Raw genomic sequence first — 26,323 nt, 5'->3', positions numbered from 1 at the left:
TATTTTTGATTCTAAGCTTTGAATGCTAAAGACAATTGCTTGCCTAAGGCATTAGGTTATTTAACCTCTTTACCTTGGGCCTGCAGGTCGGCATGGTAGCTAGAACGCACCATAGGACCACATGCGGCATGGGTAAAGCCTATCTCTTCGGCATAGTCTTTCAGCTCGTCAAACTCAGCTGGCGGTACGTAACGCTCTACCGGCAGGTGGAATTTAGAAGGCTGTAGGTATTGACCGAGTGTCAGCATTTCAACATTGTGCGCACGCAGGTCGCGAAGCACCTCGGCGATCTCTTCGTTGGTCTCACCCAGACCCATCATCAGGCCCGACTTAGTCGGAATATGTGGGTGTTGTTCTTTGAATTTCTTCAACAGATCCAGTGACCATTGGTAGTTCGCCCCTGGACGAGCCTTACGGTAGTGCTTAGGCGCCGTTTCAAGGTTGTGGTTGAAGACATCGGGTGGCTCGGTGGCCAGGATCTCCAAGGCGGCATCGATGCGGCCCCTGAAATCGGGCACTAAGATCTCAATCTTGATCTCTGGGTTGAGCTTTCGGATCTCGCGGATACAGTCGGCAAAGTGCTGGGCACCACCATCACGCAGATCGTCACGATCCACAGAGGTGATCACCACATATTTCAGCTTCATGTCTCTGATGGTTTGTGCCAGCTTTACCGGCTCTTCGGCATCAGGCTTGAGCGGACGACCATGGGCCACGTCGCAGAAAGGGCAGCGACGGGTACAGATGGCGCCCAAGATCATGAAGGTGGCGGTACCATGGTTAAAACATTCGGCAAGGTTAGGGCAGGAAGCCTCTTCACATACAGAGTGAAGACCGTTCTTACGCAGCGCTTGTTTGATGTCGACGATACGTTGATTCGATGCCGGGAGCTTGACTCTCAACCAATCGGGTTTGCGTAGCATGGTTTCGCGCTCGGAAGGCACGACCTTGACCGGAATACGAGAGACCTTATCGGCATCGCGTAACTTGACTCCGGGTTGTAATCTTTCAGGCCTACTCATATTAGTCTGTTAACCCTTGATGATGTTCTAGATGTTGATAGCCCAATTCTTGGCTAAAGGTTTGTATCAGTTTCTCGCCGGCTTCTTCGACGCTTTGTGGCCCCTTGAGCGGCTTACATTGAGCCATCTCTAATCCGGCATAACCGCAGGGGTTGATGCGTTGAAAGGGGGACATATCCATATCGACGTTTAGTGCCAGGCCGTGGAAGGAGCAGCCTTTACGGATCCGCAGACCCAGAGAGGCAATCTTGCGCTCCTCGACATAGACGCCAGGAGCATCGGCCTTAGGATAGGCCTCGATACCATAGAGGGCGAGCATCTTGACGATACTCTGCTCTATGTCGGTCACCAGTTGGCGAACACCTATTTTGAGGCGCTTGATGTCCAGTAGTGGGTAGGCGACTAGCTGTCCTGGACCATGGTAGGTCACTTGGCCACCACGGTCGACTTGAATGACGGGGATATCGCCGGGGTTGAGAATATGCTCACTCTTGCCTGCCTGGCCCTGCGTGAACACCGGAGGATGTTCGACTATCCAAAGCTCATCTCGGCTCGTTTCATCGCGATTATCGGTATATTCCTGCATGGCGTGCCATACCGACTCGTAATCCTGGCGACCAAGATGACGAATATGTAAAACCGTATCTTTCAAGGGCAACCTCTCCCCTCAGCGTTTAAGTGCGCCTATTATACGCGCGAAATCAGGAAATGTAAGGTAGATCACATTTCCTACCAGGAGGGGGCATCTTAGAGGACGCGCTTAACCCCTTCGATGGCCGCTAACTCGATGTAAAGCAGTTCGATCTGCTCTTTACTGTGAACCGTTACCTTGACGGTGATCGAGTGATAGCTGCCTTTGCTTGAGGCCCTGGAGGTTGGCATATAGTCGCCTGGCACGTGACGCTGCACAACGGCAACGACGTCATCGGCGAGTGTGTCTCTGGCGTCGCCCACGACTTTGAAAGGGAAGGCCGCGGGGAAGTCTAGGAGTTCATGAAATTTGGTGTCTAACATAGGTGTCTATCTCTTGCCTAACTTAATGGCTATAAAATGGGGGTTATTATACCTAATTCAAGCCTGAGAGGCTAAAAACAAAAAAGTCACCCTTAGGTGACTTTTTACTATCTCATGCATTTGTCGCTGTTAAATTAGTTAAACCAGCTGGCAAACATCTGCTTAAAGTAGTCCATCAGCTTGCTGAACCAGCTGCCTTCGTTCACCTCTTGCAGGGTGACCAGCGGGAACTGGGCAATGTCTTTGCCGTTAAGCTGGAAGTAGATGCGGCCTACTGTCTCACCCTTGGCGATAGGGGCGGTCAGCTCCTTGTTCAGCTCGTAGTTGGCCTCGAGGTTTTTCGCCTGGCCGCGGCTGATGGTGATGGGGGTATCTGTTAACACGCCAAGATCCACTGACTCTCTGTCACCGTACCAGATCTTCTGGGTTACAAAGCTGTCGCCCGCCTTATAGGGGGTGATGGTTTCGAAAAAGCGGAAACCATAGTTGAGCAGTTTCTTGCTCTCGGCCTTACGGGCCGACTCGCTGGCGGTGCCCAAGACTACAGACACTAGGCGCATGCCATCTTTGGTTGCCGAGGTCACTAGGTTATAACCAGCGCCAGAGGTGTGGCCCGTCTTGATGCCATCGACATTCAGGCTCTTGTCCCACAGTAGACCGTTACGGTTGTACTGCTTGATGCCGTTATAGGTGAAAGACTTCTCCGAGTAGACGCGGTACTCCTCGGGAACGTCGCGGATCAGCGCGGCGCCCAGCAGTGCCATGTCGTAGGCTGTGGTCTTGTGGTTCTCAGAATCCAGGCCGTGGGAGTTCTCGAAGTAGCTGTCACGCATGCCCAGCTGCTTGGCCCAGGAGTTCATCAGATCCACGAAGCCATCTTCTGTGCCGGCAATGTGCTCAGCCATGGCGACACAGGCATCGTTACCTGACTGAATGATGATGCCGCGGTTGAGCTCTTCGACAGAGACTTGCTTGCCAACCTCGATAAACATCTTGGAGGAGTCGGGGAAATTCTTCGACCAGGCATTCTTACTGATGGTCACCTTGTCTTGTGGCGAGATGTTGCCCACCTTGATCTCGTGGCCTATCACATAGCTGGTCATCATCTTGGTCAGACTGGCCGGGTTCAGGCTCTCATAGGCATTCTCTTCGGCGATGATCTGGCCCGAGTTGTAATCCATCAGGATAAAGGCTTTGGCTGCCACCTTAGGGGCATCAGGCGTAACAACGGGTGCCGCGTTGGCTGCCGTGATAGAGAGAGAGGAGACAAGGAGGAGTGTTTTAAAGCTGTGATTCAGTAATTTCATATTATCAAGGCACGTCTTTTGGTTGAATGCAAAAATATGGGCGCTATGTCGGGCGAGTATAACATTAGTCGACCATCGAAATCAGTGAAGGTTCCTTAATCTTAAGGAAAAGTGCACCGATTTCGGGTCGTTACCTTATTCGGTCACCAGATAGCTCTGGGGGTAACCGTTTTGCTGCAATGTCTGATGCAGCTCGGCGGCGATCTGCTGGCGTCCTATGGGGCCGAGTTGCAGGCGATAGAGGTTGCCGCTCTGCTGGATACGGGTCTGCACCTGATACTGGTCCGCCAGGGTCTGCGCCAGATGATCGATGCGTCCCTTATCTGAGGAGGCGATCACCTGCACATAGTGAAGCTTGGTTTCCTGCAGTGCGGCCAAAGCCACCGACTCGGGATTTTCGATGTAGATCACCTCGAGCTGCACCTTGGCCGTGCCCGTCTTGAGCATGTCCAGGCGATGCGCCGCGGCGTAGGAGAGATCTATGATGCGGTTATCGTGAAAGGGGCCGCGATCGTTGACCCGCACCACTACCGACTTGTCGTTGGCCAGGTTAGTGACCTTCACATAGCTTGGCAGTGGCAGCGTCTTATGGGCCGCTGACATGGAATACATGTCGTAGGTCTCGCCATTGGAGGTGAGGTGACCATGAAACTTGGCGCCATACCAGGAGGCTATGCCTGTCTTCTGATAGCCTTTGCCTGTGTCGAGCACCCGGTAGGTCTTGCCCAGCACAGTATATTCCTTGCGGTTGCCGCCGCGGCTGTAGGGCTCAAACTTGGGGTGAGCATCTTCTACCTTGGAGACGTCGGGTGCGTCAGTCGGCGCTAAGTCGTCGGCAATCTTATAGCGGCCGCTCTGCGACGAGCAGCCGGCCAAAAGCAGTAGCAGGATGAAGGAGAGCAGTGACAGGGCGTTACTGTTTCGCATAAGCATCTTTGAGTTGTTGGCTAAATTGATACACCGCCATGGCGTACAGCGGGCTGCGGTTGTAGCGGGTGATCACGTAAAAGTTGTTCAGTCCCAGCCAGTAATCTTTGCCGTCTTGTTGCTCAAGCTCGACCAGTAGTGCGGGTTGTTGCACGTCGAGATCGACATTCTGCGCCAGGGAGATGGTTGGCGACAGGATGTCGGCAACCTTGTAGGAGAGCTTCTCTCCCGACCAGGCCTTGAGATGCGCGGGCAGATGGTGCGTAGTCAGTGGTAGGGTGACCAGGCCGCCCTTCTGCCAGCCATGTTGATGAAAGTAGTTGGCGACACTGCCGATGGCATCAACCGGATCGCCGACCAAGTCACGGCGGCCATCGCCGCTAAAATCCACCGCGAAATGACGGTAGCTGGAGGGAATGAACTGACCATAACCCATGGCGCCGGCGTAGGAGCCTTTTAGCGAGCTCAGGTCCAGCTCTTCCTCTTTGGCCAGGGTCTGTAGCTGGGCGAGTTCCTTGCGAAAGAAGTCGGCCCGCGGCGTGTAATGAAAGCCCAGGGTGTAGAGGGCGTCGATCACCGGATAGGTGCCCATGTAGCCGCCGTAGAAGGTCTCGATGCCGATAATGGCGACGATGATCTCGGGGTCCACCTGATAGGTCTTTGCCGCCTTGGCGATGGTCGCCTCATGGGTGCGCCAGAAGGCCAGTCCCTTTTCCAGACGTTTATCGGTGAGGAAAATGGGGTGATATTGAAACCAGGGCTTGGCTTCCCATGGGGTGGTGATGGCGTCGATCACCTTCTGGTTGTATTGGGCGCTGGCGAGAAAGCTGTCTATCTCTGCCTGGGTGAAGCCGGCGCCGAGTTGCTGCTCGGTGAAGGCTGTCTTCAACTCACTGATGTCACCCTCTTGGGGGATCACCTTGTCATCGGCCTGGGCCAGCAAGCTGGTGCCGCCCAGCATCAGGGCGAAAAATAGCTGTGAAACTGGTTTCAAATCGTCTTCCTTTAACGGTCAATGAATCGTCTATGGGTATGTATGCTCATCAGAATGCCGAAGCCTGTCATCAGGGTCAGCATAGAGGTACCGCCGTAACTGATGAGGGGCAGGGGCACACCAACTACGGGGAGTAGTCCCGATACCATGCCAATATTCACAAAGACATATACAAAGAAGGTTAAAGTAATACTGCCAGCGAGTAAACGGGCAAAACTGGTTTGTGCGCGCGAGGCGATCACCAGGCCGCGGCCGATCACATAGAGGTAGAGGCAGAGCAGAATAAGGCTGCCGATCAGGCCAAACTCCTCGCCGATAACCGCGAAGATGAAGTCGGTGTGGCGCTCGGGCAGGAACTCCAGCTGCGACTGAGTGCCGTCGAGCCAACCCTTGCCCCAGATCCCACCGGAGCCGATGGCGATCTTGGATTGAATAATATGATAGCCGGCGCCCAGCGGGTCTTTTTCTGGATCCAGCAGGGTCAATACCCGGGTACGTTGATAATCGTGCATCAGGAAAAACCAGAGCACAGGCAGCATGGCCAGCACGCCGCCGATGAAGCTGCCGACGATGGCCCAGCTCATGCCGGAGAGAAACAGCACGAAGATCCCGGAGGCCGCCACCAGGATGGAGGTGCCGAGATCCGGCTGCTTGGCAATCAAGAGCGTCGGAATGAGCAGAATTACCCCGGCACCGGCCAGATAACGTTTCTTCGGCGGCAGCGGAAACTTACTGATATACCAGGCCATGGTGATGGGGAAGGCCAGCTTAATCAGCTCAGAGGGTTGAAACTCCATGAAGCCTAGGTTGAGCCAGCGCTGGGCGCCCTTGTTGATCTCACCGAAGAAGTGCACACCGAGCAGCAGAATCACCCCGGCGATATAGATGGGGAAGGCCCAGCGTCTGAGCACCTCGGGGTTGATCTGGGCGACAAACAGCATGATCCCCAGGGACAGTCCCATACGGATCAGCTGACGCTCCATCAGCGCCATATCTTCGCCGCCGGCGGAATAGATGACGAACAGGCCATAGCACATGAGTGCCAGCAGCCCAAGAAGCAGTGGCAGGTCGATATGCATGCGCTGCCAGATGTTGGGTCTATGGCTATGGGCGTTCATTGTGTGGGCTCCCGGCGGTTTCTAAGGGCAGGTTGTCGCGAAGCATATACTCATCCAGCAAGGCGCGGGCCACAGGGCCGGCGTTGGCGCCACCCCAACCGGCGTTTTCCAGTACCACCGCCAGCACGATACGCGGCGCCTCATAGGGGGCGTAGGCGACGATCAAGGCGTTATCCCTCAGGTGTTCATCGATATTTTCGGCGTCATACTTTTCATCTTCGGCCACGCTGAATACCTGGGCGGTACCCGTCTTCATCGCCGCGGTATAGCCCGCGTCGACGAAGCGCGACTTATGGGCGGTGTCTCTCATCGCCTCGTTGATGATCTGCCAGTTGTGGGGGCTCTTCAGCACCACGGGAGCCATCTTGTCTACCGGGGTGTCGACCTTGACCGTGTCATTCTTGATCGACTTTAGCAGGTGCGGCACGAAACGCTCGCCCTTATTGGCCATGATGGCGGTGGCGTTGGCCAGCTGCAGCGGCGTGGTGGTCCAGTAACCCTGGCCGATCCCCACCGAGATGGTATCGCCGATATACCAGGGCTGATTGTATTTGAGGCGCTTCCAGTCCTTGGATGGCATGTTACCGGCCGACTCTTCGAAGATGTCCACGCCGGTGCGCTCGCCAAAGCCGAACTGCTGCATGAAGTTGCTGATCTTATCTATGCCCGTCTTGTAGGCCATGTCGTAGAAGTAGGTGTCGCAGGAGTGTACCAGGGCGCCGTTGACATCGACCCAGCCGTGGCCCCAACGTTTCCAGTCGCGATACTTGCGCTCGACGCCGGGGATCTGCCAAAAGCCTGGGTCCCACACCCGGGTCTTAGGAGTCACTACCTTCTCTTCCAGGCCCAGCAGCGCCATGTGAGGCTTAACCGTCGATGCCGGGGCGTATTGGCCCTGAGTGGCGCGGTTGATCAAAGGGCGAGAGCGGGCGTTGAGCAGATCGCTATAGGCCTTGGAGCTGATGCCGTGCACGAACTGGTTCGGGTCATAACTAGGGCTGGAGACCATGGCCAGTATGCCTCCGTCGCGGGGATCGATAGCCACGATGGAGCCGCGGCGACCCGCCAGCAGTTCCATCGCCTTCTTCTGCAATTGAAGATCCAGGGTCAGGTAGATATCCTGGCCCGGCTCTGGCGCCACAGATTTAAGGGTACGAATGGTGCGGCCGCGATTGTTGACCTCTTCTTCCAGGTGACCAGGCATGCCGTGCAGCAGGCTCTCATAAAACTTTTCGATCCCCTGCTTGCCGATATCCTTGGTGGCGGCGTAGTTCTGCCACTGGCCGTTGCGTTGCAATGTGGCCTGGTCCCTGTTGTTGATGCGGCCCACATAGCCCAGCACATGGGTCAGCAGCCCATCGTAGGGGTAGTGGCGTTTCAGGCCCGCGTCGATGGAGAAGCCTGGAAATCTGTGTTGGTTAACGCTAAAGATCGCCACTTCCTCCTCCGACAGGCGGTTCTTGACCGTGATCGGCTTGAAGCGGCGATGGTATTTGAGGGAGGCGACCAGGCTTTCTCTGTCATCCTTGCTGAGCTCGACGACCTTGGCGAGTTCATCCAGGGTCGCGGGAATGTCTTTGACCTTCTCGGGGATCAGTTCCAGCGAGTAGAAGGGCTGATTCTCCGCCAACAGTTGGCCGTGTCTGTCGTAGATCAAACCGCGGCTTGGCGCCACGGGCACGACGCGGATGCGGTTGTCGTTGGAGCGGGTCTCGTAGTCCTTGTAGGACAAGACTTGCAGATGATAGAGGTTGCCCAGCAGTACGCTTAGCAAGACCACCACGCAGGCAAAGGTGAAGATGGCGCGGCGTTTGAACAGCGAGGCTTCGGCGGCATGATCATGCATGGCCATCCGTTTACGTGGCGCCAATTATACTCTCTCCGGCAGTATGTTGGTTGTCACTATCATCGTCTATCCCTCGATTGACTCGAGTATCGCGCGGCGCACTACTCTCTATGATACGGGTGGTTGTTGTTGATGCTCCAGGCACGGTATAGGCTCTCGGCCACCAAGACGCGTACCAAGGGGTGGGGCAGGGTCAAGGCCGATAGACACCAGCTCTGATTCGCCGCCTGTTTACAGGCGGGGGCCAGTCCCTCGGGGCCGCCGATAAGCAGGCTAACATCGCGACCGTCTAGTTGCCAGCGATTGAGCTGAGTGGCAAGCTCGGGCGTGGTCCAGTTTTTTCCCGGCAGATCCAGGCTGACGATATGGTTTCCCTTAGGGATAGCCGCCAGCATCTGTTCGCCCTCTTTGTGCAAGATGCGGGCGATGTCAGCATTCTTACCGCGCTTTCCGGCAGGGATCTCAATCAGTTCGAACGCCATGTCCCGGGGGAAACGGCGCTGATATTCTTCGAAACCTGTGGTGACCCAGGCGGGCATGCGAGTGCCCACGGCAACGAGTTGTAACTTCATTAAGCTGGCTTTTCAGACCACAGCTTTTCAAGCTGATAGAAGTCGCGGGTCTTGTCTTGCATCACATGAACAATCACGTCGCCCAGGTCGACCAGCACCCATTCGCTGCTGTCACGGCCTTCGACGCCATGGATATGTAGGTTGGCACGTTTGGCCTCGAGTACCACGTTCTCGGCGATCGCTCTGACGTGGGTCTTAGAAGTACCCGAACAGACCACCATATAGTCGGTAACATTCGACTTATCGGTGACTTCCAGTACTACAACATCTTTTGCTTTTAAATCTTCGACCTTGTCGACTACAAACTGTTTAAGCTCGGCGCTTTGCACGCTAAATTCCTCATTCATTTTTAACAGCGAGGCAGTATAACAGGTTATGCCCCTAAAGTAATTGCTAATAGCGGTGCGTGAAATGCCTGTCTGCACCCTAACGGGCGTGAGTTTGGCTAAAGGTTGAAGCCTTGTTATCTGGCTGTTAGCGATAGAGCTGATGGGCAGCGATATAGTCGGCGATAGCTTGCGGCATGGCATCGGGCGCCAGCTGATTTTGGGCCAGCTGCCGGCGAATCTCAGTAGAGGAGTAGGGCTGAGGTATGATGGTCACCGGGAAGATGAGACCGGCGTAGCAATCGGACTCGGCAGCCTTATCAAGCCCTGCCTTGTCTGCGCGGCGGGTATTAAGCAGCGCAGCCATCTCGCTGTCATCAGCAAGTGTCCAGCCGGGCCTTTGGCAGACGGCGATATGACAGAGATCGAACAGCTGCCGCCAGTGATACCAGCTTGGCAGGCCGACGAAGGAGTCCATCCCCATGATAAACACCAGCTGATCCTGGCCGTGGGTCTGACGCAGGTGCTTCAGGGTCTCTACCGAATAGGAGGGCTGGTCGCGGTTTGCCTCTATGTCACACAGCTTGAGCTGCGGGTATTGCTGACATACCAGCTGGGCCATAGCCAGGCGATGCTGGGTCGAGGTATTGGTGCCGTCCTTGTGAGGCGGAATATGGTTGGGCATCAGCCAGACTTCGTCGAGTCCCAGGGCGGCCTGCACCTCAAGCAATGGCTTGATATGACCATAGTGAATGGGGTCGAAGGTGCCGCCTAGTATGCCAATCTTCATCAGCTTTTTCCTAGCCGAGTTCGATATGGCTAAGATGAGCGTGGGCTTTGGGATCGTACAGCAGGCAGAGGTGACTCATGGCGGTCCAATCCTCAGCCCCCTGCTGCTTGAGTTTTAGCTCGATCTTCGAGGCGCTGGCCAGGGCTGTCTCTATCTGACTTAGACTCAGGCGCGACAGCGCGCCCTGATACAGCCCCTTGCGCTTGTCCCAGATCCTGAACTGACTCCACAGACTCTGCAGCGGCGTTCCCGCCTCCTGAGCCTGCTTGAGCTGTAATAGTGTGGTCAGCTCTTTAAACTGGCCCCACAGCAGTATCGGCAGGGCCGTGCCCTCTGCCTGGAGCTGGGCCAGAATATGCTGGGCCTTCTCCTGTTGATTGGCCAGCAGGCAATCGGCCAGCTGAAACACGCTGAAACGGGACTGATCTTCGAAGTAGTTTTGCAGTTGCTCGCTGGTGATCTGGCTGCTGGGGCTAAGTAGCACCAGCAGTTGTATCGCCTGATCTGCCGCCAGCAGGTTGCCTTCATACAGACTCAGCAACAGCTGCTGGGCGTCCTGGGTGAGGTTTAAGCCGGCCTCGCGAATACGGGTCTGTAACCAGCGCTGAAACTGTGATCCTTCTGGCGTGGCGCAGGGGATATAAATCCCTTTGTCATCCAGCTGCTTAAACCATTTCGACTTGGTCTGTTCGCTGGCAAGCTTGGGCCCTGTGATCACCAACAGAATATCCGGATTTACCTGCTGCATCAGATTCTGTAGCTGGCTACTGCCCTCGCTGCCGGGTTTGGCCTGGGGCAGGTGCAGCTCTATGATGCGGCGGCTGGCGAACAGGCTCATGGTATTCCACTCATCCTGCAATTCACGCCAGTTAAAGCCAGTCTCCTGAGTGAGCACTATGCGCTCCTCGAACCCTTCTCGTTTTGCCTGATCGAAGATCGCCCGCTTGCTGGTTTCACACAGCCAGGGGTCATCACCAAAGATGAGATAACAGGGCTTGAGCGGCGAGAGCTGCTTGGCGAGCTGGTCCGGGTAGACGCGCATCAGTTGGTCTCGATAGAGGCCAGGATCTGGATGATCTGGTCGGCGGCCTGGATGCGCATCTCTTTTACAAGCAGCTCCATCTCACGGCTCTTTGCCAGTGCGGTGCGGGGATCGTCCAGGTAGTCGCGGTGAATGTCGACATCGAAGGCCTTAGCCTCGCGCTCGGGATACTGCACCGCGAAACGCACGTGATAGTTGAGCTCATATTCCGCCACATTCCCCGTGGGGTAGAGGGAGAGGGTGCTTCTGTCCAGCGAGTCGTTGAGGATCCTAACGACAGGCACGCTGGCGTCATCTTCCACCACAGTGATGCTGTTGAGACGCAGGCGTTCGCGCACCAGGCGGGTCAGCTCGCTGTATTCGTCCTGGCTGCTCAGGGTGAGCGTCTTAAGAGAATCTGGGATCGAGTAGCTGCGCTGAAGTTTAAAACCACATCCGGCGCTAAGCAGCACCGAGAGGGCTAAGATTGCAAAACATAAGCGTTTAATAAGCATAGGCTAAGCCATCTATTTCCATGTTTGATAAGACTCGGCCACCAGAGGTGGCCGAGTAAAGCGGGCAATTAGTTGGCTACGATATTGAGTAGCTTACCAGGTACATAAATCACCTTACGTACCGTCTTGCCTTCGGTGTGCTTGATAACGCCTTCCTCTGCCATACCGGCAGCTTCCACCGTGTCTTTGTCGGCGTCGGCGGCCACTGTTACCTTGGCGCGTAGCTTGCCATTCACCTGTACTATGATCAGCTTGCTGTCTTCGACCAGCGCCGACTCATCGACGACCGGCCAAAGCACGTTTTCAATCGTCTCTTCGTGACCCAGTGCCTGCCACAGCTCGAAGCTGGTGTGCGGGATGATAGGGTAGAGCAGACGCACCACGGCGCACAGGGCTTCCTGCATCAGGGCTCTGTCTTGCTCACTCTCCATCGGCGCCTTTTGCAGACGATTCATCAGCTCCATCACAGAGGCGATGGCGGTGTTGAACATCTGACGACGCTCGATATCGTCACCCACCTTGGCGATGGTCTTGTGCAGCTCACGACGCAGCTCTTTTTGAGCGCTATCGAGAGAGGCAACATCCAGGGCAACGGTTGGGCCTTGTGACACATGGTCGTGGGCCAGTTTCCATAGACGCTTGATGAAGCGGTGAGCCCCTTCGACGCTCGACTCTTGCCATTCCAGGGTCAGTTCTGGTGGCGAGGCGAACATCATGAACAGACGCACGGTATCGGCGCCGTACTTGTCCACCATCTCTTGCGGGTCGATACCATTGTTCTTCGACTTAGACATCTTGCTCATGCCGGTGTAAACCAGTTCATGACCTTGGCTGTCGACGGCCTTGACGATACGGCCCTTGTCATCGGTTTCGGTAACCTTGGCATCGTTTGGCGATACCCAGACACGGGCACCCTTCTCATCTGTGTAGTAGAAGGCATCGGCCAGCACCATGCCCTGGGTTAGCAGACGCTTGGCTGGCTCATCGCTGTTAACCAGGCCGATGTCACGTAGCAGCTTGTGGAAGAAGCGGAAGTAGAGCAGGTGCATACAGGCGTGCTCGATACCACCGATATATTGATCCACCGGCAGCCAGTAGTTGGCCTTGGCTGGATCCAGCATCTGGTCGGCCTTAGGGCTACAGTAGCGGGCATAGTACCAAGAAGACTCCATGAAGGTGTCGAAGGTATCGGTTTCTCTGAAGGCTTCCTGACCGTTAACCTGAGTCTTAGCCCACTCTTTGTCGGCCTTGATTGGGCTCTGGATACCATCCATGACCACATCTTCAGGCAGGATCACCGGCAGTTGATCTTCAGGCGTTGGCATTACCGTACCATCGGCCAGAGTCACCATAGGAATTGGCGCGCCCCAGTAACGCTGACGGGAGACACCCCAGTCACGCAGACGATAGTTCACCTGGCGCTTACCCTTGCCTTCGCTGGCCAGCTTAGCGTCGATGGCATCGAACGCCGCCTGGAAGTCCAGGCCATCCAGCTCTGGGAATGAGTCGCCAGAGTTAAACAGGATACCCTTCTCAGTGTAGGCTTCTTCACTGATATCCAGCTCGCCATCTGCAGGCTTGATCACGCCTTCGATCGGCAGGCCATACTTAGTGGCAAATTCGTAGTCGCGCTGGTCGTGACCCGGTACCGACATCACTGCGCCAGTACCATAGTTCATCAGCACGAAGTTGGCGGCCCAGATAGGCACCAGCTTGCCTGTCAGCGGGTGGACGGCCTTAAGGCCAGTGTCGACACCCTTCTTCTCCATGGCGGCCATGGCGGCTTCTGTTGTGTCGGCGTTCTTGCACTCTTCGATAAACTCGGCCAGCACAGGGTTGTTGTCGGCCGCTTGCTGAGCCAGAGGGTGACCCGCGGCGATCGCCACATAGGTCACGCCCATTACTGTGTCTGGGCGAGTGGTATAGATGTCGAAGCTCTGATCGCTACCCTCGACCTGGAAGGTCATCTCGATGCCTTCGCTGCGGCCGATCCAGTTGCGCTGCATCGTCTTGACCTGCTCTGGCCATTCGTCCAGTTGGTCGATGTCGTTCAGCAGCTCTTCGGCGTAGTCGGTGATCTTGATGAACCACTGCGGGATCTCTTTTTGCACCACCTGGGTGTCACAGCGCCAGCAGCAGCCGTCTTGTACCTGCTCGTTGGCCAGTACGGTTTCGTCGTTTGGACACCAGTTAACCGAGGCGGTCTTCTTGTAGACCAGGCCCTTCTCGTACAGCTTGGTGAAGAACCACTGCTCCCAGCGGTAGTATTCAGGGGTACAGGTGGCGATCTCACGGCTCCAGTCGTAGCCGAAACCCAGCATCTTCAGCTGGTTTTTCATGTAATCGATGTTTTCATAGGTCCAAGGGGCCGGTGCCGTATTGTTGTTGATGGCGGCGTTCTCAGCAGGCAGACCGAAAGAGTCCCAACCTATGGGTTGTAATACGTTTTTTCCTTGCAGACGCTGGTAACGGGCAACGACATCGCCTATGGTGTAGTTGCGGACATGGCCCATATGCAGTCGGCCAGAAGGGTATGGAAACATAGAGAGACAGTAAAACTTCTCTTTGCTTTCGTCCTCGGTTACTTCAAATGTTTTAGTGTCTTGCCAGTGCTGCTGCACCTTAGCTTCAATCTCTGAAGGTAGATATTGCTCTTGCATTGATGATTCCCGGCCATGCCGCCTATTTATTTGATCTTGCGCATCTTGCGCGCGAGTTAGATCTGCATAGAATAAACTAGAAGTGAGTCATTAAAAAGGTTCGCATGAAGGAGTATTGAACATGAGTGAAAGAAGTACCGAGTTGCTAGCGCTTTACCAGGCCCTATTCGAGCAGGTGAAATCGGATTTCTCTGAAGATAACTCAATGACTGCAAAGGAATTATATAAGACTGTCACGGCGAGTAAGGAGTTCTTGCTGCTCAAAGAGCAGGCCAAGGAGGAGGAGCTTGCCCTGGTGGAAGAATTTTTAAAGCGTGATATCGGCAGCTACCTGGCCGAAAAGAACGCCACGGATCTTAGCCACAGCCCTACAGTCATCGCCGCCGAGAATACCCTGTGGCATTGGTTGAGTGAGATCACCGACAGGAGTCAGGTGGAGTGGCACGAGGTGACCCAAGACTTCAAACATCACGGCTATTATCAGAGCGGTGAGATTGTGGGTCAGGGGGTGATGGTCTGCACGGGCTGCGGCCACGAGATGCGCATCGAATTCCCCGGGGTGATCCCCGACTGCCCAGAGTGCGATGGCGATCAATTTACCCGCGAGGCGCTGGCACCTTAATCTGCTGAGCGCTTGATGCTTGAGCGCCAGACCCATAAGCATCTAACCTGAGTTGTGAGTCTTACCGGCTCATAAAAAGTCCCCGCCAATGCGGGGATTTTTGTATCTGTTCGAAATATGTTGGAGGGCCAGGCTGAAGCTAGAGCTAGAGCTAGAGCTAGAGCTAAAGCTAAAGCTAAAGCTAAAGCTAAAGCTAGAGCCTTAGTCTGCGGATCACGGCGCCGATTAAGATGATGGTGCACAGCAGCAGGAGCGGCGTCTGGCCCCAGCGGGCGAAGCCTGTGCTGCCGGACACCAGCGGCACCTCGGCCTTGAGCACCCCAGTCTCAAACTGCGGCAGACTGTGGGTTATCTTGCCCTGTGAGTCGACCACGGCGGTGACGCCATTGTTGGTGGCTCTTAGTAGCGGCCTGCCCAGTTCGATGGCGCGCATCTGGGCGATCTCCATGTGCTGCAACGGCCCGTTTGAGCGGCCGAACCAGGCATCGTTGGAGACGGTAAGCAGCAGCTCGGTACCGGCATTGACGTTAGCTCTGAGCTGCTCCGGGAAGGCGATCTCATAACAGATGGCCGGCGCCAGCTGATGCCCCACGGCGTCCAGGTTAGGCTGCTGGAAGTCGCCCCTGGCGAAGGAGGACATGGGCAGGTTAAAGAAGGGCGCCAGCGGCCTTAATAGATCTTCCAGCGGCACAAACTCGCCGATGGGCAGCAGGTGGTGCTTACGAAACTCGTTGCTGCCATCGCCGCGATAATCGGCGCTCTCTTGTTGTAGCTGCTGGTGGTTACCAAGGACTATTAGCGAGTTATAGAAGCGATTCTGCTGCTTGCTGATGATGCCCGTGATGATGGCGCTGTTATTCAGGTTGGCGACTTTGTTGGCGTTGTCGAGAAACTCTTCCACCATATACTCGGGGGCGGGGATCGCCGCCTCCGGCCAGATAAACAGATCTGTGTCGGCCAGGGACGGCCTTGAGAGATCCATATACTTAATCATGGTTGGCCAGAGCGCCTCGGGCTGCCATTTCATGCTTTGGGCGATGTTGCCCTGTACCAGCGCCACCTTGACCGACTTGCCTGTCGGGGTAATGGGCGATAGTTGTGCGCTGGCAAATGCCCCCAGGCCGGCAAGGGCGGTTATAAGGAGCAGCGGTGCTGCTCGCAAGCTAAATGAACGCGGCCCATTTGAGCTCACCCCTTTTGAGCTTTGCCCATCTGCACGATGGGTAAAGGCAAGGGCTAAGGCGCCGGCGATCATGGCTAGTACCAGGCTGAGCCCCAGGGCGCCTACGTTGCTGGCAAGGGGCGCCAGCGGCCCATTGGTTTGGCTATAGCCGCCCCAGAGCCAGGGGAATCCGGTCAGCACCCAGCCTCTGGCCCACTCGGTCAGCACCCAGGCGGCGGGGAAGACGGCGAGAAAGCGCAGTGTGAGCGACTTAGGCACCAGCTTGATACTGAGGTAGGCCGCCAGCGCCGGGTAGAGCGCCAGGTAGAGGGCCAAGATGGCCATCAGGCCCAGTGAGGCGATAAGCGGCAGGCCACCGTAGGTGTCTATGCTGACATGCACCCAGCTGATCCCCACAGAGAAACAGCCAAAGCCAAAGCTCAGCCAGTAGAGAAATGTCTGCTTCGGGGTAAGCCGGCGGCTGTGCCCGAGGGCGAACGCCATGGCCAGGGGATAGATGGGCCAAAGTGCATAGGGGGCGAAGCCCAGTGCGGTACTGGCACCCGCCAGATAGGCGAGTACCAGCCGTATTACAGGATGATGGGCAATTGCCCTAAGTCGTAGCAGCATTATAGCCTCATCAGGGGACCGAAGGTTTACGCGTTTTCTTCTTCGGTCTGGGGATCGGGAAGTTTCACCCTGAGCTGAACCAGCCTGCGGGTGTCGGCGCTAATCACCTTAAATTCAATCTCATCTATGGTGATCTTCTCGTTGCGCTCGGGCAGGTGGCCAAAGGCGTGGGAGACCAGGCCGCCGACGGTATCGAACTCTTCGTCACTAAACTGAGTGCCGAAGGTCTCGTTGAAGTCGTCGATAGGGGTCAGTGCCTTGACCATGTAGATCTGTTTGCCCACCTTGCGGATCTCTGTCTCTTCGGCGGAGTCGTGATCGAACTCATCTTCGATCTCGCCGACGATCTCTTCGAGAATATCCTCGATGGTGACCAGACCGGAAACGCCACCATATTCATCGACGACGATCGCCATATGGTAACGTTGGGAACGGAATTCCTTCAGGAGCACGTCGACACGTTTGCTCTCTGGCACCACGACGGCCGGACGGATCACCTGCTCGAGGGAAAAGGGCTCGTCGTTATTTTTAAAGCCATACTGCAACAGGTCTTTAGCCAGCAGTATGCCTTCGATATGATCTTTATCTTCGTTGACCACGGGGAAGCGGGAATGGGCCGAGCCGATTACGGTCGACAGCAGCTCCTCTACCGTGTTGTCTATTTTTAGCGCCACAATTTGTGCCCGTGGGATCATGATGTCACGCACGCGCAGATCGGAGACTTCTAAAACACCTTTAATCATTTCGCGCGTGTCTTCGCTGATCACTTCTCTCTGTTCAGCGTCGTGGATCACCTCCACTAACTCGTCGCGACTCTGTGGTTCGCCCTGGAATAACTGACTTACTTTTTCAAACCAGCCCTTCTTATGGGCGTTGCTACTCGGTGGGTTATCGTCACTCATAGTAATTTCCTGACCAGAATTGGCCGGCTATTGCTCCTTGTAAGGATTAGGAAATCCCAAACTTTCAATAAGTTGAGTCTCTAAAGACTCCATTTCTTCTGCTTCGCTATCGATAATATGATCATACCCTAGCAGATGCAGACAACCATGTACAACCATGTGGGCCCAGTGGGCTGTAAGGCTTTTTCCTTGGATCTCAGCCTCCTGTTCGACCACAGGCACACAGATCACTAAGTCGCCCAGCAGAGGCAGTTCAACCTCCGGCGGCGACTCGAACGGGAATGATAGCACATTTGTCGGCTTGTCTTTGCCTCTATAGGTATGATTTAACTGCTGACTTTCCGCCTCATCCACCAGGCGTATGGTCATCTCGGCCTCGGGCATGACGTTGCCAAGGGCCAGACGTACCCAAGACTCGAACTCTTCCTGGGTCGGTAGCTGCTCGGCCTGGGTCGCAACCTGTAGATCCAGGTACAGTGCTATTGGGCTATCAGGCATCATGGTGCTTAGGCTCCTCTGCCTTAAACTGGCTCTCGCGCTTGGCCTTTTCGCTGGCGACTTTTTGATCGTGCGCCTCATAGGCCTCGACGATACGGGCCACCACGGGGTGGCGCACCACATCCTTGGCCTGGAAGAAGTTAAAGCTGACCTCGTCGACTTCGCTAAGCACCTCGATTGCATGGCGTAGGCCTGACTTCTGATGCTTGGGCAGGTCGATCTGGGTGATGTCGCCGGTGATCACCGCACGGGAGTTGAAACCGATACGGGTGAGGAACATCTTCATCTGCTCCACAGTTGTATTCTGACTCTCATCCAGGATGATGAAGGCATCATTCAGGGTACGGCCACGCATGTAGGCCAGGGGCGCGACTTCGATGACGCTGCGCTCGATCAGGCGCTCGACCTTCTCGAAACCCATCATCTCAAACAGGGCGTCATACAGGGGACGCAGGTAAGGGTCGACCTTCTGGCTGAGATCGCCTGGCAGGAAGCCGAGCTTCTCGCCGGCCTCGACCGCAGGGCGGGTCAGCAGTATGCGTCTCACTTCCTGACGCTCCAGGGCATCGACCGCCGCCGCGACCGCCAGGTAGGTCTTACCCGTACCGGCCGGACCGATACCGAAGGTGATGTCGTGGCGCACTATGTTGGCCACATAATCGCTCTGGTTAGGGTTGCGGGGCTTGACCACGCCGCGCTTGGTCTTGATATAGAGCTCTTTGTCGTCGCGGGGGGCGTCGGCCTCCAGGGCGATCGCCTCTTGTATCGCCATATGCACCTTATCGGGCTCGAGGTCTGGCGTGCTGCCGCGTACCGGCTGCGTCTCGATATAGAGTTCTTTGAGCAGATTATTGACCGTCAGGCAGTTGCGGGCCTGACCGACAATTTGAAAATGGTTATTGCGATAGTTGATCTCGACGCCTATGCGACGCTCGAGTTGTTTGATGTTGTCATCAAAGGGGCCGCAGAGCGACGCTAGCCTACGGGTATCAGACGGCTCGAGATACAGATTGAGCGTGGTGAGTTTGTTTGACAAAAATAGCTCCAGTTGCGTTTGTCGTGAATGCGTGTGCCGTCGGGTGTCATGTCCGACAGACTATAGTGACAGTTTACGAGGCATTAAGTTTAATTGCTAATGCTATTTGATTGCACTATTTGATTGAAAATTCGCCGCCCTTAAAAGGTTTATGGATTCAAGGCGCAGCAAAAATGCGCGTTAGAAATGTGCAATAAAAAAGCGACCCTGGGGTCGCTTTCAATTCGCACTTAAGATGTTGCCTAAGGGATAAACTGAGTCACCCCAAGATCGTCATCTTTCTTATGCTTGGCCAGGATGTCTGATGGGCGCAGGTCACGGCGCAGGTCCATCTCATCTTCGCCGCGAATGAACTTGCCACGCAGCGAGTTGGTAAACACATCGACGATCTCGACATCGACGAAGCTACCTATGTGCTTAGGATCGGCTTCGAAGTTTACCACGCGGTTGTTTTCGGTGCGGCCACGCAGCTCCATCGGGTTCTTCACCGATGGGCCTTCAACCAGGATACGCTGCACTGTGCCCAGCATCTGACGGCTGTAGCGCATCGCCTGTTGGGTGATCCTGTCTTGCAGTATCGCCAGGCGCTCCTTCTTTTCATCCAGCGAGACATCATCGGGTAGATCCGATGCCGGCGTGCCCGGGCGTGCGCTGTAGATAAAGCTGAAGCTGTGGTCGAACTGCACATCTTCAATCAGCTTCATGGTATCGGCGAAGTCCTGCTTAGACTCACCAGGGAAGCCGACGATGAAGTCAGAGCTGATCTGAATGTCGGGTCTTGCCTTACGCAGACGACGTATGATCGACTTGTATTCGATTGCCATGTGACCACGCTTCATCTGGGTGAGGATCAGATCTGAACCTGACTGTACCGGCAGATGCAGGAAGCTCACCAACTCAGGCGTGTCTTCATACACGTCTATGATGTCTTGGGTAAACTCGATAGGGTGGCTGGTGGTGAAACGAATACGATCGATACCGTCGATGGCGGCCACATAACGTAGCAGCTCGGCGAAGGTACAGATATCGTCATCGTGGGTCGCGCCGCGATAGGCGTTTACGTTCTGGCCTAGCAGGTTAACCTCACGCACGCCTTGCTCGGCGAGCTGAGCGATCTCTAGGATCACGTCGTCCACCGGACGGCTCACCTCTTCACCGCGTGTGTATGGCACCACGCAGAAAGAGCAATATTTGCTACAGCCTTCCATGATGGAGACGAAGGCGCTCGGGCCCTCGGCGCGCGGCTCTGGCAGGCGGTCGAACTTTTCAATTTCGGGGAAGCTGACGTCGATGACTGCCTTGCCGCCTTGCTGGATCTGTTCGATCATCTCTGGCAGACGATGTAGCGTCTGTGGGCCGAAGATCAGGTCGACACACTGAGCTCTGTCTTTGATTGCCTTACCTTCTTGAGACGCCACGCAGCCACCTACACCTATGATAAGGTTAGGGTTCTTGTCTTTTAGCGTCTTCCAGCGACCCAGCTGGTGGAATACTTTTTCCTGTGCTTTTTCGCGAATCGAGCAGGTATTGAGTAGCAGTACATCTGCTTCCTCGGCCTCTTCGGTCAAGGTGTAGCCTTGATATTCGTCGAGCAGGTCGGCCATCTTTGATGAGTCATACTCATTCATCTGACAGCCCCAGGTTTTAATGTGGAGTTTCTTACTCATCAGTTTTGCGCCGTTGTTGCAACTACTGGGAAAAATAGCGCGACATTTTACCCTCTGCGCCGCCTGCTGGCTAGCTTTTGCACGTCATAAGGATGAATTTACTCGGTGCGCGCGGATCCTTTGACCGGGAAATCCACCAGGGCGACCTGCGCCTCGGGCGTCTGAGTAAAGAAGGCATCGGCCATCGCCTGGCTGCTGTTTTTGGCCTGACGCTGTATGCTTGTTTGGATCTCCGCCCTATAATGGCTCATTAATTCAATCGTATATTGATATAGGGCATAATCAAGCGAGTTGCGATAGGTTACAGTCATCCTCTCCATCCCAGAGGTGGGCGTGGCAAAGGCCGAGGCCGGCACTAGACTGGCGGCGGTGATTAGGCTGGCTAGCAGTAACTTTTTCATAGGACACTCCGTGACACTCAGCAGTAATGGATAGCTGTATTGCAAGTTAGCTGTGAACTGAGAGTGTAAAGGCGCAAATGCTGTTATGCGCCGCGCCTTTGTAACTGAGTGTGAGTAGTTGCCGGCCTGGTAACATTTATACACGCAATCCGTCGATGTGACATATTTGGTAATAAGAAGTAGGGAGTCGAACCCAAGGTGAGTCAGAACCAGCGCAAGACCTTAGTGAAAGATGTTGTCGTGTTAGGCGGCGGTATGGTGGGGGCGGCGACGGCCCTCGGGTTGGCGCAGCTTGGCCTGTCGGTGGCGGTGGTTGAGGCCTATGGGCCCAAGGCCTATGACAATGAGCAGGAACTGGATCTTAGGGTATCGGCCATCAGCGTGGCCTCCGAGCAGTTGCTCGAGCGCCTCGGCGCCCTGTCGGCACTCGGCGAGATGCGTCAGGTGGCTTACAAGGGGCTAGAGACCTGGGAGATGAAAGGTTGCATCACCCAGTTTCATAGCGATCAGATAGGCGCCTCTCACCTTGGACACATCGTCGAGAACCGTCTGGTGCAGCTGGCCCTGTGGCAACAATTTGATCGACATGACAATCTCAGTCTGCTTTGCCCCGCCAAGGTCAGCCAGTTTGCCCGCATGGAAGGCGGCATTCGCCTCACCCTGGAGGATGGTAGCGAGATAGAGACGCGACTGCTGGTGGGGGCCGATGGCGCCAACTCTCAGGTACGCCAGTGGGCAGGGATCGGCGTGACGGGTTGGGATTACGCCCAGTCGGCTATGCTGATCAATATCGCCACCGAGCAGGAAGAGCAGGATGTCACCTGGCAGCAGTTTACCCCTAAGGGGCCGCGCTCCCTGTTGCCGCTACCGGGTAAGCACGCCTCCCTGGTGTGGTATGACGATGCCAGTCGTATCGCTCAGCTGCAAAGCCTAAGCAATCAGGCGCTGTATGAGCAGATAGATGCCCATTTTCCTAAACGTCTGGCGCGTGAGTTCAAGGTGCTCTGTAAGGGAAGCTTCAAGCTGACCCGTCGCCACGCCCAGCGCTACTTTGACGATCACCTGGTCATTTTGGGGGACGCCGCCCATACCATCAACCCGCTGGCCGGCCAGGGCGTCAACCTGGGTTTTAAGGATGTCAGCGCCCTGATAGACACCTTCGCCGATGCCATTGCTAACCATAAATGCTGGTGGGATAACGAGGTACTCAAGGCCTATCAGGCTACGCGTTACACCGACAATCAGCTGATGATGACCACCATGGATCTCTTCTACGCCGGCTTTAGTAACGAGCTCTTGCCGCTGAAACTACTGCGAAACGGCGCCCTCAAGCTGGCGAACATAGACGGGCCCATCAAGCAGAAGGTACTGAAATACGCCATGGGGCTATAAGCTCCGGCCATATTGTCCTTGTCTGGGATAAATTTGTTGCCGACTCGATTGAGTGCTAAAATGCCGCGTTTTTTATTGGCACTTGCGAATGGACAAGGGTGAAATGAGCAATATAAAGCTTATCGTAGGCTTGGCTAATCCAGGCGACAAATATGAGCAGACTCGGCACAACGCAGGTGCATGGTATGTCAACGAGCTGGCACGGGTATGTGGTGTCAGCCTGGTGGCCGACAGCAAATACTATGGCCTGACCGCCAGGGCGACCCTGTACGGTAAAGATGTGCGCCTTTTGATCCCAACCACCTTTATGAACCTCAGTGGTAAGTCGGTGGCGGCCTTGGCAAACTTCTTTCGTATTGCTCCCGATGAGATCTTAGTGGCTCACGATGAGCTGGATATGCCCCCAGGTGTGGCTAAGTTTAAGTTGGGCGGCGGTCACGGTGGTCATAACGGCCTCAAAGACATCATCGCCAAGCTCGCTAACGACAAAGGTTTCTATCGACTGCGGATCGGCATTGGCCATCCAGGCGACAAGAGCATGGTCAGCAACTATGTGCTGGGTAAGGCGCCGCAGACCGAGCAACGCCTCATCGAAGAGGTGATTGACGAGGCGGTGCGCGCCACCGAGGTGCTCTTTAAGGAAGACATGAGTAAGGCGATGCACAGGTTGCACTCTTACAAGGCCGGTTAAGTCGATTCGTCGGCAATGAACAGCTTTATTATCGCCTCGGCGATAAGGTTAATTAAATAAAGGTAATAATATGGGTTTTAAATGTGGCATCGTCGGCCTACCAAACGTAGGTAAATCGACTCTGTTCAACGCCTTGACTAAGGCGGGTATCGAAGCGTCAAACTTCCCGTTTTGTACGATCGAGCCTAACACGGGTGTGGTACCTGTGCCGGATCCACGTTTGGAGGCCCTGGCGGAAATCGTTAAGCCTGAACGTGTTCTGCCGACTACCATGGAATTCGTCGATATCGCCGGCCTAGTGGCGGGTGCCTCGAAAGGGGAAGGTCTGGGTAACAAGTTCCTGGCAAACATTCGTGAAACCGATGCTATCGGTCACGTGGTGCGTTGTTTCGAAGATGAGAATATCGTACACGTCGCCAACAAGGTTTCCCCTGCGAGCGACATCGAGGTGATCAACACCGAACTGGCACTGGCTGACTTAGATTCTTGCGAGCGCGCCATCTTGCGTCAGCAAAAGCGTGCCAAGGGCGGCGACAAAGATGCTAAGTTCGAGGTGAGCGTACTCGAGAAGATGCGCCCAGTACTAGACGAAGGTCACATGCTGCGCTCTATGGATCTGAGCAAAGAGGAGTTGGCGGCGGTTAACTACCTTAACTTCCTGACCCTCAAGCCAACCATGTATATCGCTAACGTTGCCGAAGATGGATTCGAGAACAACCCACACCTGGATGCGGTACGCGAGATCGCGGCGAAAGAGAATGCGGTAGTCGTGGCCGTGTGTGCGGCGATCGAATCTGAGCTGGCCGAGATGGATCCTGAAGACCGTGACGAGTTCATGGCCGACCTTGGCCTGGAAGAGCCTGGTCTAGATCGCGTGATCCGCGCCGGTTACCAACTGCTGGATCTGCACACCTACTTTACCGCCGGTGTGAAAGAGGTTCGCGCCTGGACAGTGCCAGTTGGCGCCTGTGCGCCGCAGGCGGCTGGCGTTATCCACACCGACTTCGAACGTGGCTTCATTCGTGCCCAGGTGATGTCTTATGACGATTTCATCGCCTACAAGGGTGAGGCGGGTGCCAAAGAAGCGGGTAAACTGCGCGTCGAAGGTAAGACCTATGTGGTTAAAGATGGCGATGTGATGCATTTCCTCTTCAACGTTTAGCAGTTGACGCCGTTCTTGGCGGCGAAAACCAATAAACGCTTAGGCGGCTCGATACTCATATCGGGCCGTTTTGCTTTATCCCACGGGGAAAAATAGGCGTTAATTGCAGGTTTTTAGGGGCGAATTGCATAAGGCCTGTTCACTTTGGTGAGTTTATAGGCGAACGGCTAAGATAGTTTAAATTAGCGAAAAAAAGCTGTTGACCTGCCTACGCTGAATAAGCATAATACGCCCCGTTCCTCAGCAAGAGGGGCGCGAAATATCGATGGCTATGTAGCTCAGCTGGTTAGAGCACAGCACTCATAATGCTGGGGTCGCAGGTTCAAGTCCCGCCATAGCTACCATCCTTTCAAGATGTAAAATTGATAGTGGCAGGGACTGAGTCCCGACAGTAATGGCCACCATCTGTTCAAGATGTAAAACTAGAAGCAGTGCGGGAGTGGTGGAATTGGTAGACACGCCAGATTTAGGTTCTGGTGCCGCAAGGTGTGAGAGTTCAAGTCTCTCCTCCCGTACCATTTATTTTTGACTAGAGGTTGTCTACCTTTAGTCTTAAGCAAGAAAATTGGGGTATCGCCAAGCGGTAAGGCACCGGGTTTTGATCTCGGCATTCCTAGGTTCGAATCCTAGTACCCCAGCCATTTTCCTCTTGCTTAATTTAATTCTTGGGGTATCGCCAAGCGGTAAGGCACCGGGTTTTGATCTCGGCATTCCTAGGTTCGAATCCTAGTACCCCAGCCATTTATCAGTAAGATAAATGTGGCTATGTAGCTCAGCTGGTTAGAGCACAGCACTCATAATGCTGGGGTCGCAGGTTCAAGTCCCGCCATAGCTACCATCTTATTTCAGGTAAATCCGCCGTTATCGGCGCCATCTGCTCAAGATGTAAAACTTGAGGTCTGCTAGTTAGTTGAGCCCCGGCTCAGACATATGACTAGAATCTTCATCAAGATATAAAACTAGATGCTAAGCGGGAGTGGTGGAATTGGTAGACACGCCAGATTTAGGTTCTGGTGCCGCAAGGTGTGAGAGTTCAAGTCTCTCCTCCCGTACCATTATTTGAGGTTATAGGTGTTTCCTGTAATCTAAGTCGAGCTTGTTGGGGTATCGCCAAGCGGTAAGGCACCGGGTTTTGATCTCGGCATTCCTAGGTTCGAATCCTAGTACCCCAGCCATTTTTATCTAGCTTAAGATGTTAAACTAAGCCATCTAATCAGATGTAAAGCGATGCGGGAGTGGTGGAATTGGTAGACACGCCAGATTTAGGTTCTGGTGCCGCAAGGTGTGAGAGTTCAAGTCTCTCCTCCCGTACCATTATTAAGATTGCAAAGAGCCTGTCCAAGTGACAGGCTTTTTTGTATCTGTCTTTTACCTATCTGTCGTTTGCTTATCTATCAGTTGCCTATCAGGCCTGAATCTGCCCCCTCTGATTCGAGATTTAAGCATCGCTTCAACCCTTGAGAGAAGCCCTCAAGTCACAAGCCGACTCAAGCTTTGATCTAACTGGCTAGTCGCTGCTAGGCCCCTGTGATAGCATGAGTTTTTTATTATCACAGGGAGTGACAACCTTGAGCATTAAAACATTAGTCTGTGGCCTGAGCCTACTGGCGCTTAGCTCTTTCATGATTAGCCCTCTGGTGCTGGCCCAGCCCAGCGCGCTAACGATAAAACAAAACACCAAGCCTAAGTCTTCCGACCGTTATATTCGCGCAGTGCATCAAGAGATAGAGACCCACAACATAGGGTTAGATAAGACTCGCTACGCCATCTTGATGGGCATGCTGAATACCAAGGGTTTCGCCTGGGTGTATGACGGCGAGGGCGAGGGTTATATCCTGGCGCGCTTCGACTATCGCGGCGACACCAATGTGATGCGCATCGAATACGACGAGTCCCTGGTGCAGCTCAAGTATCAAGATGCCCTGGGCGATTATCAGTGCGCAAATCTCATCGACGGGATCTGCTATAAGAATGGCCGAGGCTACTTCAACTACATCAAGAACCTCAGAGCCAGCATCGCCAGACAGCTGCAAATGCGTTAAGGAAGC

25 protein-coding genes and 8 tRNA genes are annotated in these 26,323 nt (G+C 54.8%); 13 read left to right on the top strand and 20 right to left on the bottom strand.

What is annotated here, in order from left to right:
- Positions 1-56: 56 nt before the first annotated feature.
- The 14 genes from lipA to leuS all read right to left on the bottom strand — a co-directional run bounded on the left by lipA (position 57) and on the right by leuS (position 14,112).
- A complete protein-coding gene (gene lipA, locus K0J45_RS15125) occupies positions 57-1,022 on the bottom strand; it encodes a lipoyl synthase (RefSeq protein WP_011866739.1) in 966 nt (321 codons plus the stop codon).
- A 1-nt stretch (position 1,023) separates the two neighbouring features.
- Positions 1,024-1,674 (bottom strand): lipoyl(octanoyl) transferase LipB, encoded by a 651-nt coding sequence (gene lipB / locus K0J45_RS15120; RefSeq protein WP_041406693.1) that lies wholly within the window; start codon positions 1,672-1,674, stop codon positions 1,024-1,026.
- Positions 1,675-1,769: 95 nt separating this feature from the next.
- Positions 1,770-2,036, bottom strand: a complete 267-nt coding sequence (gene ybeD / locus K0J45_RS15115) for a DUF493 family protein YbeD (protein ID WP_011866737.1) — start codon at positions 2,034-2,036, stop codon at positions 1,770-1,772.
- A gap of 134 nt (positions 2,037-2,170) precedes the next feature.
- The gene (locus K0J45_RS15110) at positions 2,171-3,343 is read right to left on the bottom strand and encodes a serine hydrolase (protein ID WP_011866736.1); all 1,173 of its coding nucleotides are present in this window, start codon (positions 3,341-3,343) and stop codon (positions 2,171-2,173) included.
- A 135-nt stretch (positions 3,344-3,478) separates the two neighbouring features.
- Positions 3,479-4,276: a septal ring lytic transglycosylase RlpA family protein gene (locus K0J45_RS15105; protein ID WP_220043139.1), complete on the bottom strand. Its 798-nt coding sequence runs from the start codon at positions 4,274-4,276 to the stop codon at positions 3,479-3,481.
- The gene (gene mltB, locus K0J45_RS15100; RefSeq protein ID WP_220043138.1) at positions 4,257-5,264 is read right to left on the bottom strand and encodes a lytic murein transglycosylase B; all 1,008 of its coding nucleotides are present in this window, start codon (positions 5,262-5,264) and stop codon (positions 4,257-4,259) included. Before mltB ends, K0J45_RS15105 begins: the two co-directional genes overlap by 20 nt.
- Before the next feature lie 11 nt (positions 5,265-5,275).
- Entirely contained in the window at positions 5,276-6,382 is a 1,107-nt protein-coding gene (gene rodA / locus K0J45_RS15095; RefSeq protein ID WP_011866733.1) for a rod shape-determining protein RodA, read from the bottom strand.
- A complete protein-coding gene (mrdA, locus tag K0J45_RS15090) occupies positions 6,369-8,252 on the bottom strand; it encodes a penicillin-binding protein 2 (RefSeq protein ID WP_220043137.1) in 1,884 nt (627 codons plus the stop codon). Before mrdA ends, rodA begins: the two co-directional genes overlap by 14 nt.
- Positions 8,253-8,329: 77 nt before the next feature.
- The gene (rlmH, locus tag K0J45_RS15085) at positions 8,330-8,800 is read right to left on the bottom strand and encodes a 23S rRNA (pseudouridine(1915)-N(3))-methyltransferase RlmH (RefSeq protein WP_041509028.1); all 471 of its coding nucleotides are present in this window, start codon (positions 8,798-8,800) and stop codon (positions 8,330-8,332) included.
- Positions 8,800-9,129 (bottom strand): ribosome silencing factor, encoded by a 330-nt coding sequence (gene rsfS, locus K0J45_RS15080; protein WP_041407387.1) that lies wholly within the window; start codon positions 9,127-9,129, stop codon positions 8,800-8,802. The genes rlmH and rsfS overlap by 1 nt, the downstream gene beginning before the upstream one ends.
- Before the next feature lie 145 nt (positions 9,130-9,274).
- On the bottom strand, positions 9,275-9,916 hold the full coding sequence (gene nadD, locus K0J45_RS15075) for a nicotinate-nucleotide adenylyltransferase (protein ID WP_220043136.1): 642 nt from the start codon (positions 9,914-9,916) through the stop codon (positions 9,275-9,277).
- 10 nt (positions 9,917-9,926) lie between these two features.
- Positions 9,927-10,958, bottom strand: a complete 1,032-nt coding sequence (holA, locus tag K0J45_RS15070) for a DNA polymerase III subunit delta (RefSeq protein WP_220043135.1) — start codon at positions 10,956-10,958, stop codon at positions 9,927-9,929.
- The gene (locus K0J45_RS15065; protein WP_011866727.1) at positions 10,958-11,452 is read right to left on the bottom strand and encodes an LPS-assembly lipoprotein LptE; all 495 of its coding nucleotides are present in this window, start codon (positions 11,450-11,452) and stop codon (positions 10,958-10,960) included. The genes holA and K0J45_RS15065 overlap by 1 nt, the downstream gene beginning before the upstream one ends.
- Positions 11,453-11,520: 68 nt before the next feature.
- The gene (gene leuS, locus K0J45_RS15060; RefSeq protein ID WP_220043134.1) at positions 11,521-14,112 is read right to left on the bottom strand and encodes a leucine--tRNA ligase; all 2,592 of its coding nucleotides are present in this window, start codon (positions 14,110-14,112) and stop codon (positions 11,521-11,523) included.
- Between the two features lie 121 nt (positions 14,113-14,233).
- On the opposite strand from leuS, the gene K0J45_RS15055 reads away from it, so the two are divergent.
- The gene (locus K0J45_RS15055; protein ID WP_011866725.1) at positions 14,234-14,734 is read left to right on the top strand and encodes a zinc ribbon-containing protein; all 501 of its coding nucleotides are present in this window, start codon (positions 14,234-14,236) and stop codon (positions 14,732-14,734) included.
- A gap of 193 nt (positions 14,735-14,927) precedes the next feature.
- On the opposite strand, the gene lnt is transcribed toward K0J45_RS15055, so the two are convergent.
- The 6 genes from lnt to K0J45_RS15025 all read right to left on the bottom strand — a co-directional run bounded on the left by lnt (position 14,928) and on the right by K0J45_RS15025 (position 21,030).
- Entirely contained in the window at positions 14,928-16,526 is a 1,599-nt protein-coding gene (gene lnt / locus K0J45_RS15050) for an apolipoprotein N-acyltransferase (RefSeq protein WP_220043133.1), read from the bottom strand.
- A 26-nt stretch (positions 16,527-16,552) separates the two neighbouring features.
- Positions 16,553-17,428: a CNNM family magnesium/cobalt transport protein CorC gene (corC, locus tag K0J45_RS15045; protein WP_011866723.1), complete on the bottom strand. Its 876-nt coding sequence runs from the start codon at positions 17,426-17,428 to the stop codon at positions 16,553-16,555.
- Positions 17,429-17,455: 27 nt separating this feature from the next.
- Positions 17,456-17,929, bottom strand: coding sequence for an rRNA maturation RNase YbeY (gene ybeY, locus K0J45_RS15040; protein WP_434086939.1), 474 nt, complete (start codon positions 17,927-17,929; stop codon positions 17,456-17,458).
- Positions 17,919-18,962: a PhoH family protein gene (locus K0J45_RS15035; protein WP_144203653.1), complete on the bottom strand. Its 1,044-nt coding sequence runs from the start codon at positions 18,960-18,962 to the stop codon at positions 17,919-17,921. Before K0J45_RS15035 ends, ybeY begins: the two co-directional genes overlap by 11 nt.
- Positions 18,963-19,204: 242 nt before the next feature.
- Positions 19,205-20,629, bottom strand: coding sequence for a tRNA (N6-isopentenyl adenosine(37)-C2)-methylthiotransferase MiaB (gene miaB, locus K0J45_RS15030; RefSeq protein WP_011866720.1), 1,425 nt, complete (start codon positions 20,627-20,629; stop codon positions 19,205-19,207).
- 98 nt (positions 20,630-20,727) lie between these two features.
- Entirely contained in the window at positions 20,728-21,030 is a 303-nt protein-coding gene (locus K0J45_RS15025) for a hypothetical protein (RefSeq protein ID WP_220043132.1), read from the bottom strand.
- 255 nt (positions 21,031-21,285) lie between these two features.
- On the opposite strand from K0J45_RS15025, the gene K0J45_RS15020 reads away from it, so the two are divergent.
- From K0J45_RS15020 to K0J45_RS14965, 12 genes are all read left to right on the top strand, one after another.
- Positions 21,286-22,422, top strand: coding sequence for an FAD-dependent monooxygenase (locus K0J45_RS15020; protein ID WP_434086968.1), 1,137 nt, complete (start codon positions 21,286-21,288; stop codon positions 22,420-22,422).
- 103 nt (positions 22,423-22,525) lie between these two features.
- Complete coding sequence (gene pth / locus K0J45_RS15015) at positions 22,526-23,113, top strand: aminoacyl-tRNA hydrolase (RefSeq protein WP_220043130.1); 588 nt, start codon at positions 22,526-22,528, stop codon at positions 23,111-23,113.
- A 70-nt stretch (positions 23,114-23,183) separates the two neighbouring features.
- Positions 23,184-24,275, top strand: coding sequence for a redox-regulated ATPase YchF (gene ychF, locus K0J45_RS15010; protein WP_011866716.1), 1,092 nt, complete (start codon positions 23,184-23,186; stop codon positions 24,273-24,275).
- Positions 24,276-24,542: 267 nt separating this feature from the next.
- Positions 24,543-24,619, top strand: a tRNA-Met gene (locus tag K0J45_RS15005).
- Between the two features lie 89 nt (positions 24,620-24,708).
- A tRNA-Leu gene (locus tag K0J45_RS15000) sits at positions 24,709-24,793 on the top strand.
- A 48-nt stretch (positions 24,794-24,841) separates the two neighbouring features.
- Positions 24,842-24,916 (top strand) — tRNA-Gln (locus tag K0J45_RS14995).
- Positions 24,917-24,941: 25 nt separating this feature from the next.
- A tRNA-Gln gene (locus K0J45_RS14990) sits at positions 24,942-25,016 on the top strand.
- 20 nt (positions 25,017-25,036) lie between these two features.
- A tRNA-Met gene (locus K0J45_RS14985) sits at positions 25,037-25,113 on the top strand.
- A gap of 132 nt (positions 25,114-25,245) precedes the next feature.
- Positions 25,246-25,330: transfer RNA gene (locus K0J45_RS14980), tRNA-Leu, on the top strand.
- Positions 25,331-25,375: 45 nt separating this feature from the next.
- Positions 25,376-25,450: transfer RNA gene (locus tag K0J45_RS14975), tRNA-Gln, on the top strand.
- Between the two features lie 54 nt (positions 25,451-25,504).
- Positions 25,505-25,589 (top strand) — tRNA-Leu (locus K0J45_RS14970).
- Positions 25,590-25,834: 245 nt separating this feature from the next.
- Positions 25,835-26,317: a hypothetical protein gene (locus K0J45_RS14965; protein WP_258406840.1), complete on the top strand. Its 483-nt coding sequence runs from the start codon at positions 25,835-25,837 to the stop codon at positions 26,315-26,317.
- The last annotated feature ends 6 nt before the right edge of the window (positions 26,318-26,323 follow it).

The organism is Shewanella alkalitolerans, from assembly GCF_019457575.1.
Classification (GTDB): Bacteria; Pseudomonadota; Gammaproteobacteria; order Enterobacterales; family Shewanellaceae; genus Shewanella; species Shewanella loihica.
This window is presented reverse-complemented; position numbering and strand designations above follow the sequence as displayed.

Coding starts and splice junctions, on each gene's coding strand:
- lipA (WP_011866739.1), bottom strand. CDS start 1,022: ATGAGTAGGCCTGAAAGATTACAACCCGGAGTCAAGTTACGCGATGCC.
- ybeD (WP_011866737.1), bottom strand. CDS start 2,036: ATGTTAGACACCAAATTTCATGAACTCCTAGACTTCCCCGCGGCCTTC.
- K0J45_RS15110 (WP_011866736.1), bottom strand. CDS start 3,343: ATGAAATTACTGAATCACAGCTTTAAAACACTCCTCCTTGTCTCCTCT.
- K0J45_RS15105 (WP_220043139.1), bottom strand. CDS start 4,276: ATGCTTATGCGAAACAGTAACGCCCTGTCACTGCTCTCCTTCATCCTG.
- rodA (WP_011866733.1), bottom strand. CDS start 6,382: ATGAACGCCCATAGCCATAGACCCAACATCTGGCAGCGCATGCATATC.
- rlmH (WP_041509028.1), bottom strand. CDS start 8,800: ATGAAGTTACAACTCGTTGCCGTGGGCACTCGCATGCCCGCCTGGGTC.
- nadD (WP_220043136.1), bottom strand. CDS start 9,916: ATGAAGATTGGCATACTAGGCGGCACCTTCGACCCCATTCACTATGGT.
- holA (WP_220043135.1), bottom strand. CDS start 10,958: ATGCGCGTCTACCCGGACCAGCTCGCCAAGCAGCTCTCGCCGCTCAAG.
- K0J45_RS15065 (WP_011866727.1), bottom strand. CDS start 11,452: ATGCTTATTAAACGCTTATGTTTTGCAATCTTAGCCCTCTCGGTGCTG.
- leuS (WP_220043134.1), bottom strand. CDS start 14,112: ATGCAAGAGCAATATCTACCTTCAGAGATTGAAGCTAAGGTGCAGCAG.
- K0J45_RS15055 (WP_011866725.1), top strand. CDS start 14,234: ATGAGTGAAAGAAGTACCGAGTTGCTAGCGCTTTACCAGGCCCTATTC.
- lnt (WP_220043133.1), bottom strand. CDS start 16,526: ATGCTGCTACGACTTAGGGCAATTGCCCATCATCCTGTAATACGGCTG.
- corC (WP_011866723.1), bottom strand. CDS start 17,428: ATGAGTGACGATAACCCACCGAGTAGCAACGCCCATAAGAAGGGCTGG.
- ybeY (WP_434086939.1), bottom strand. CDS start 17,929: ATGATGCCTGATAGCCCAATAGCACTGTACCTGGATCTACAGGTTGCG.
- miaB (WP_011866720.1), bottom strand. CDS start 20,629: ATGAGTAAGAAACTCCACATTAAAACCTGGGGCTGTCAGATGAATGAG.
- K0J45_RS15025 (WP_220043132.1), bottom strand. CDS start 21,030: ATGAAAAAGTTACTGCTAGCCAGCCTAATCACCGCCGCCAGTCTAGTG.
- K0J45_RS15020 (WP_434086968.1), top strand. CDS start 21,286: ATGGTGGGGGCGGCGACGGCCCTCGGGTTGGCGCAGCTTGGCCTGTCG.
- pth (WP_220043130.1), top strand. CDS start 22,526: ATGAGCAATATAAAGCTTATCGTAGGCTTGGCTAATCCAGGCGACAAA.
- ychF (WP_011866716.1), top strand. CDS start 23,184: ATGGGTTTTAAATGTGGCATCGTCGGCCTACCAAACGTAGGTAAATCG.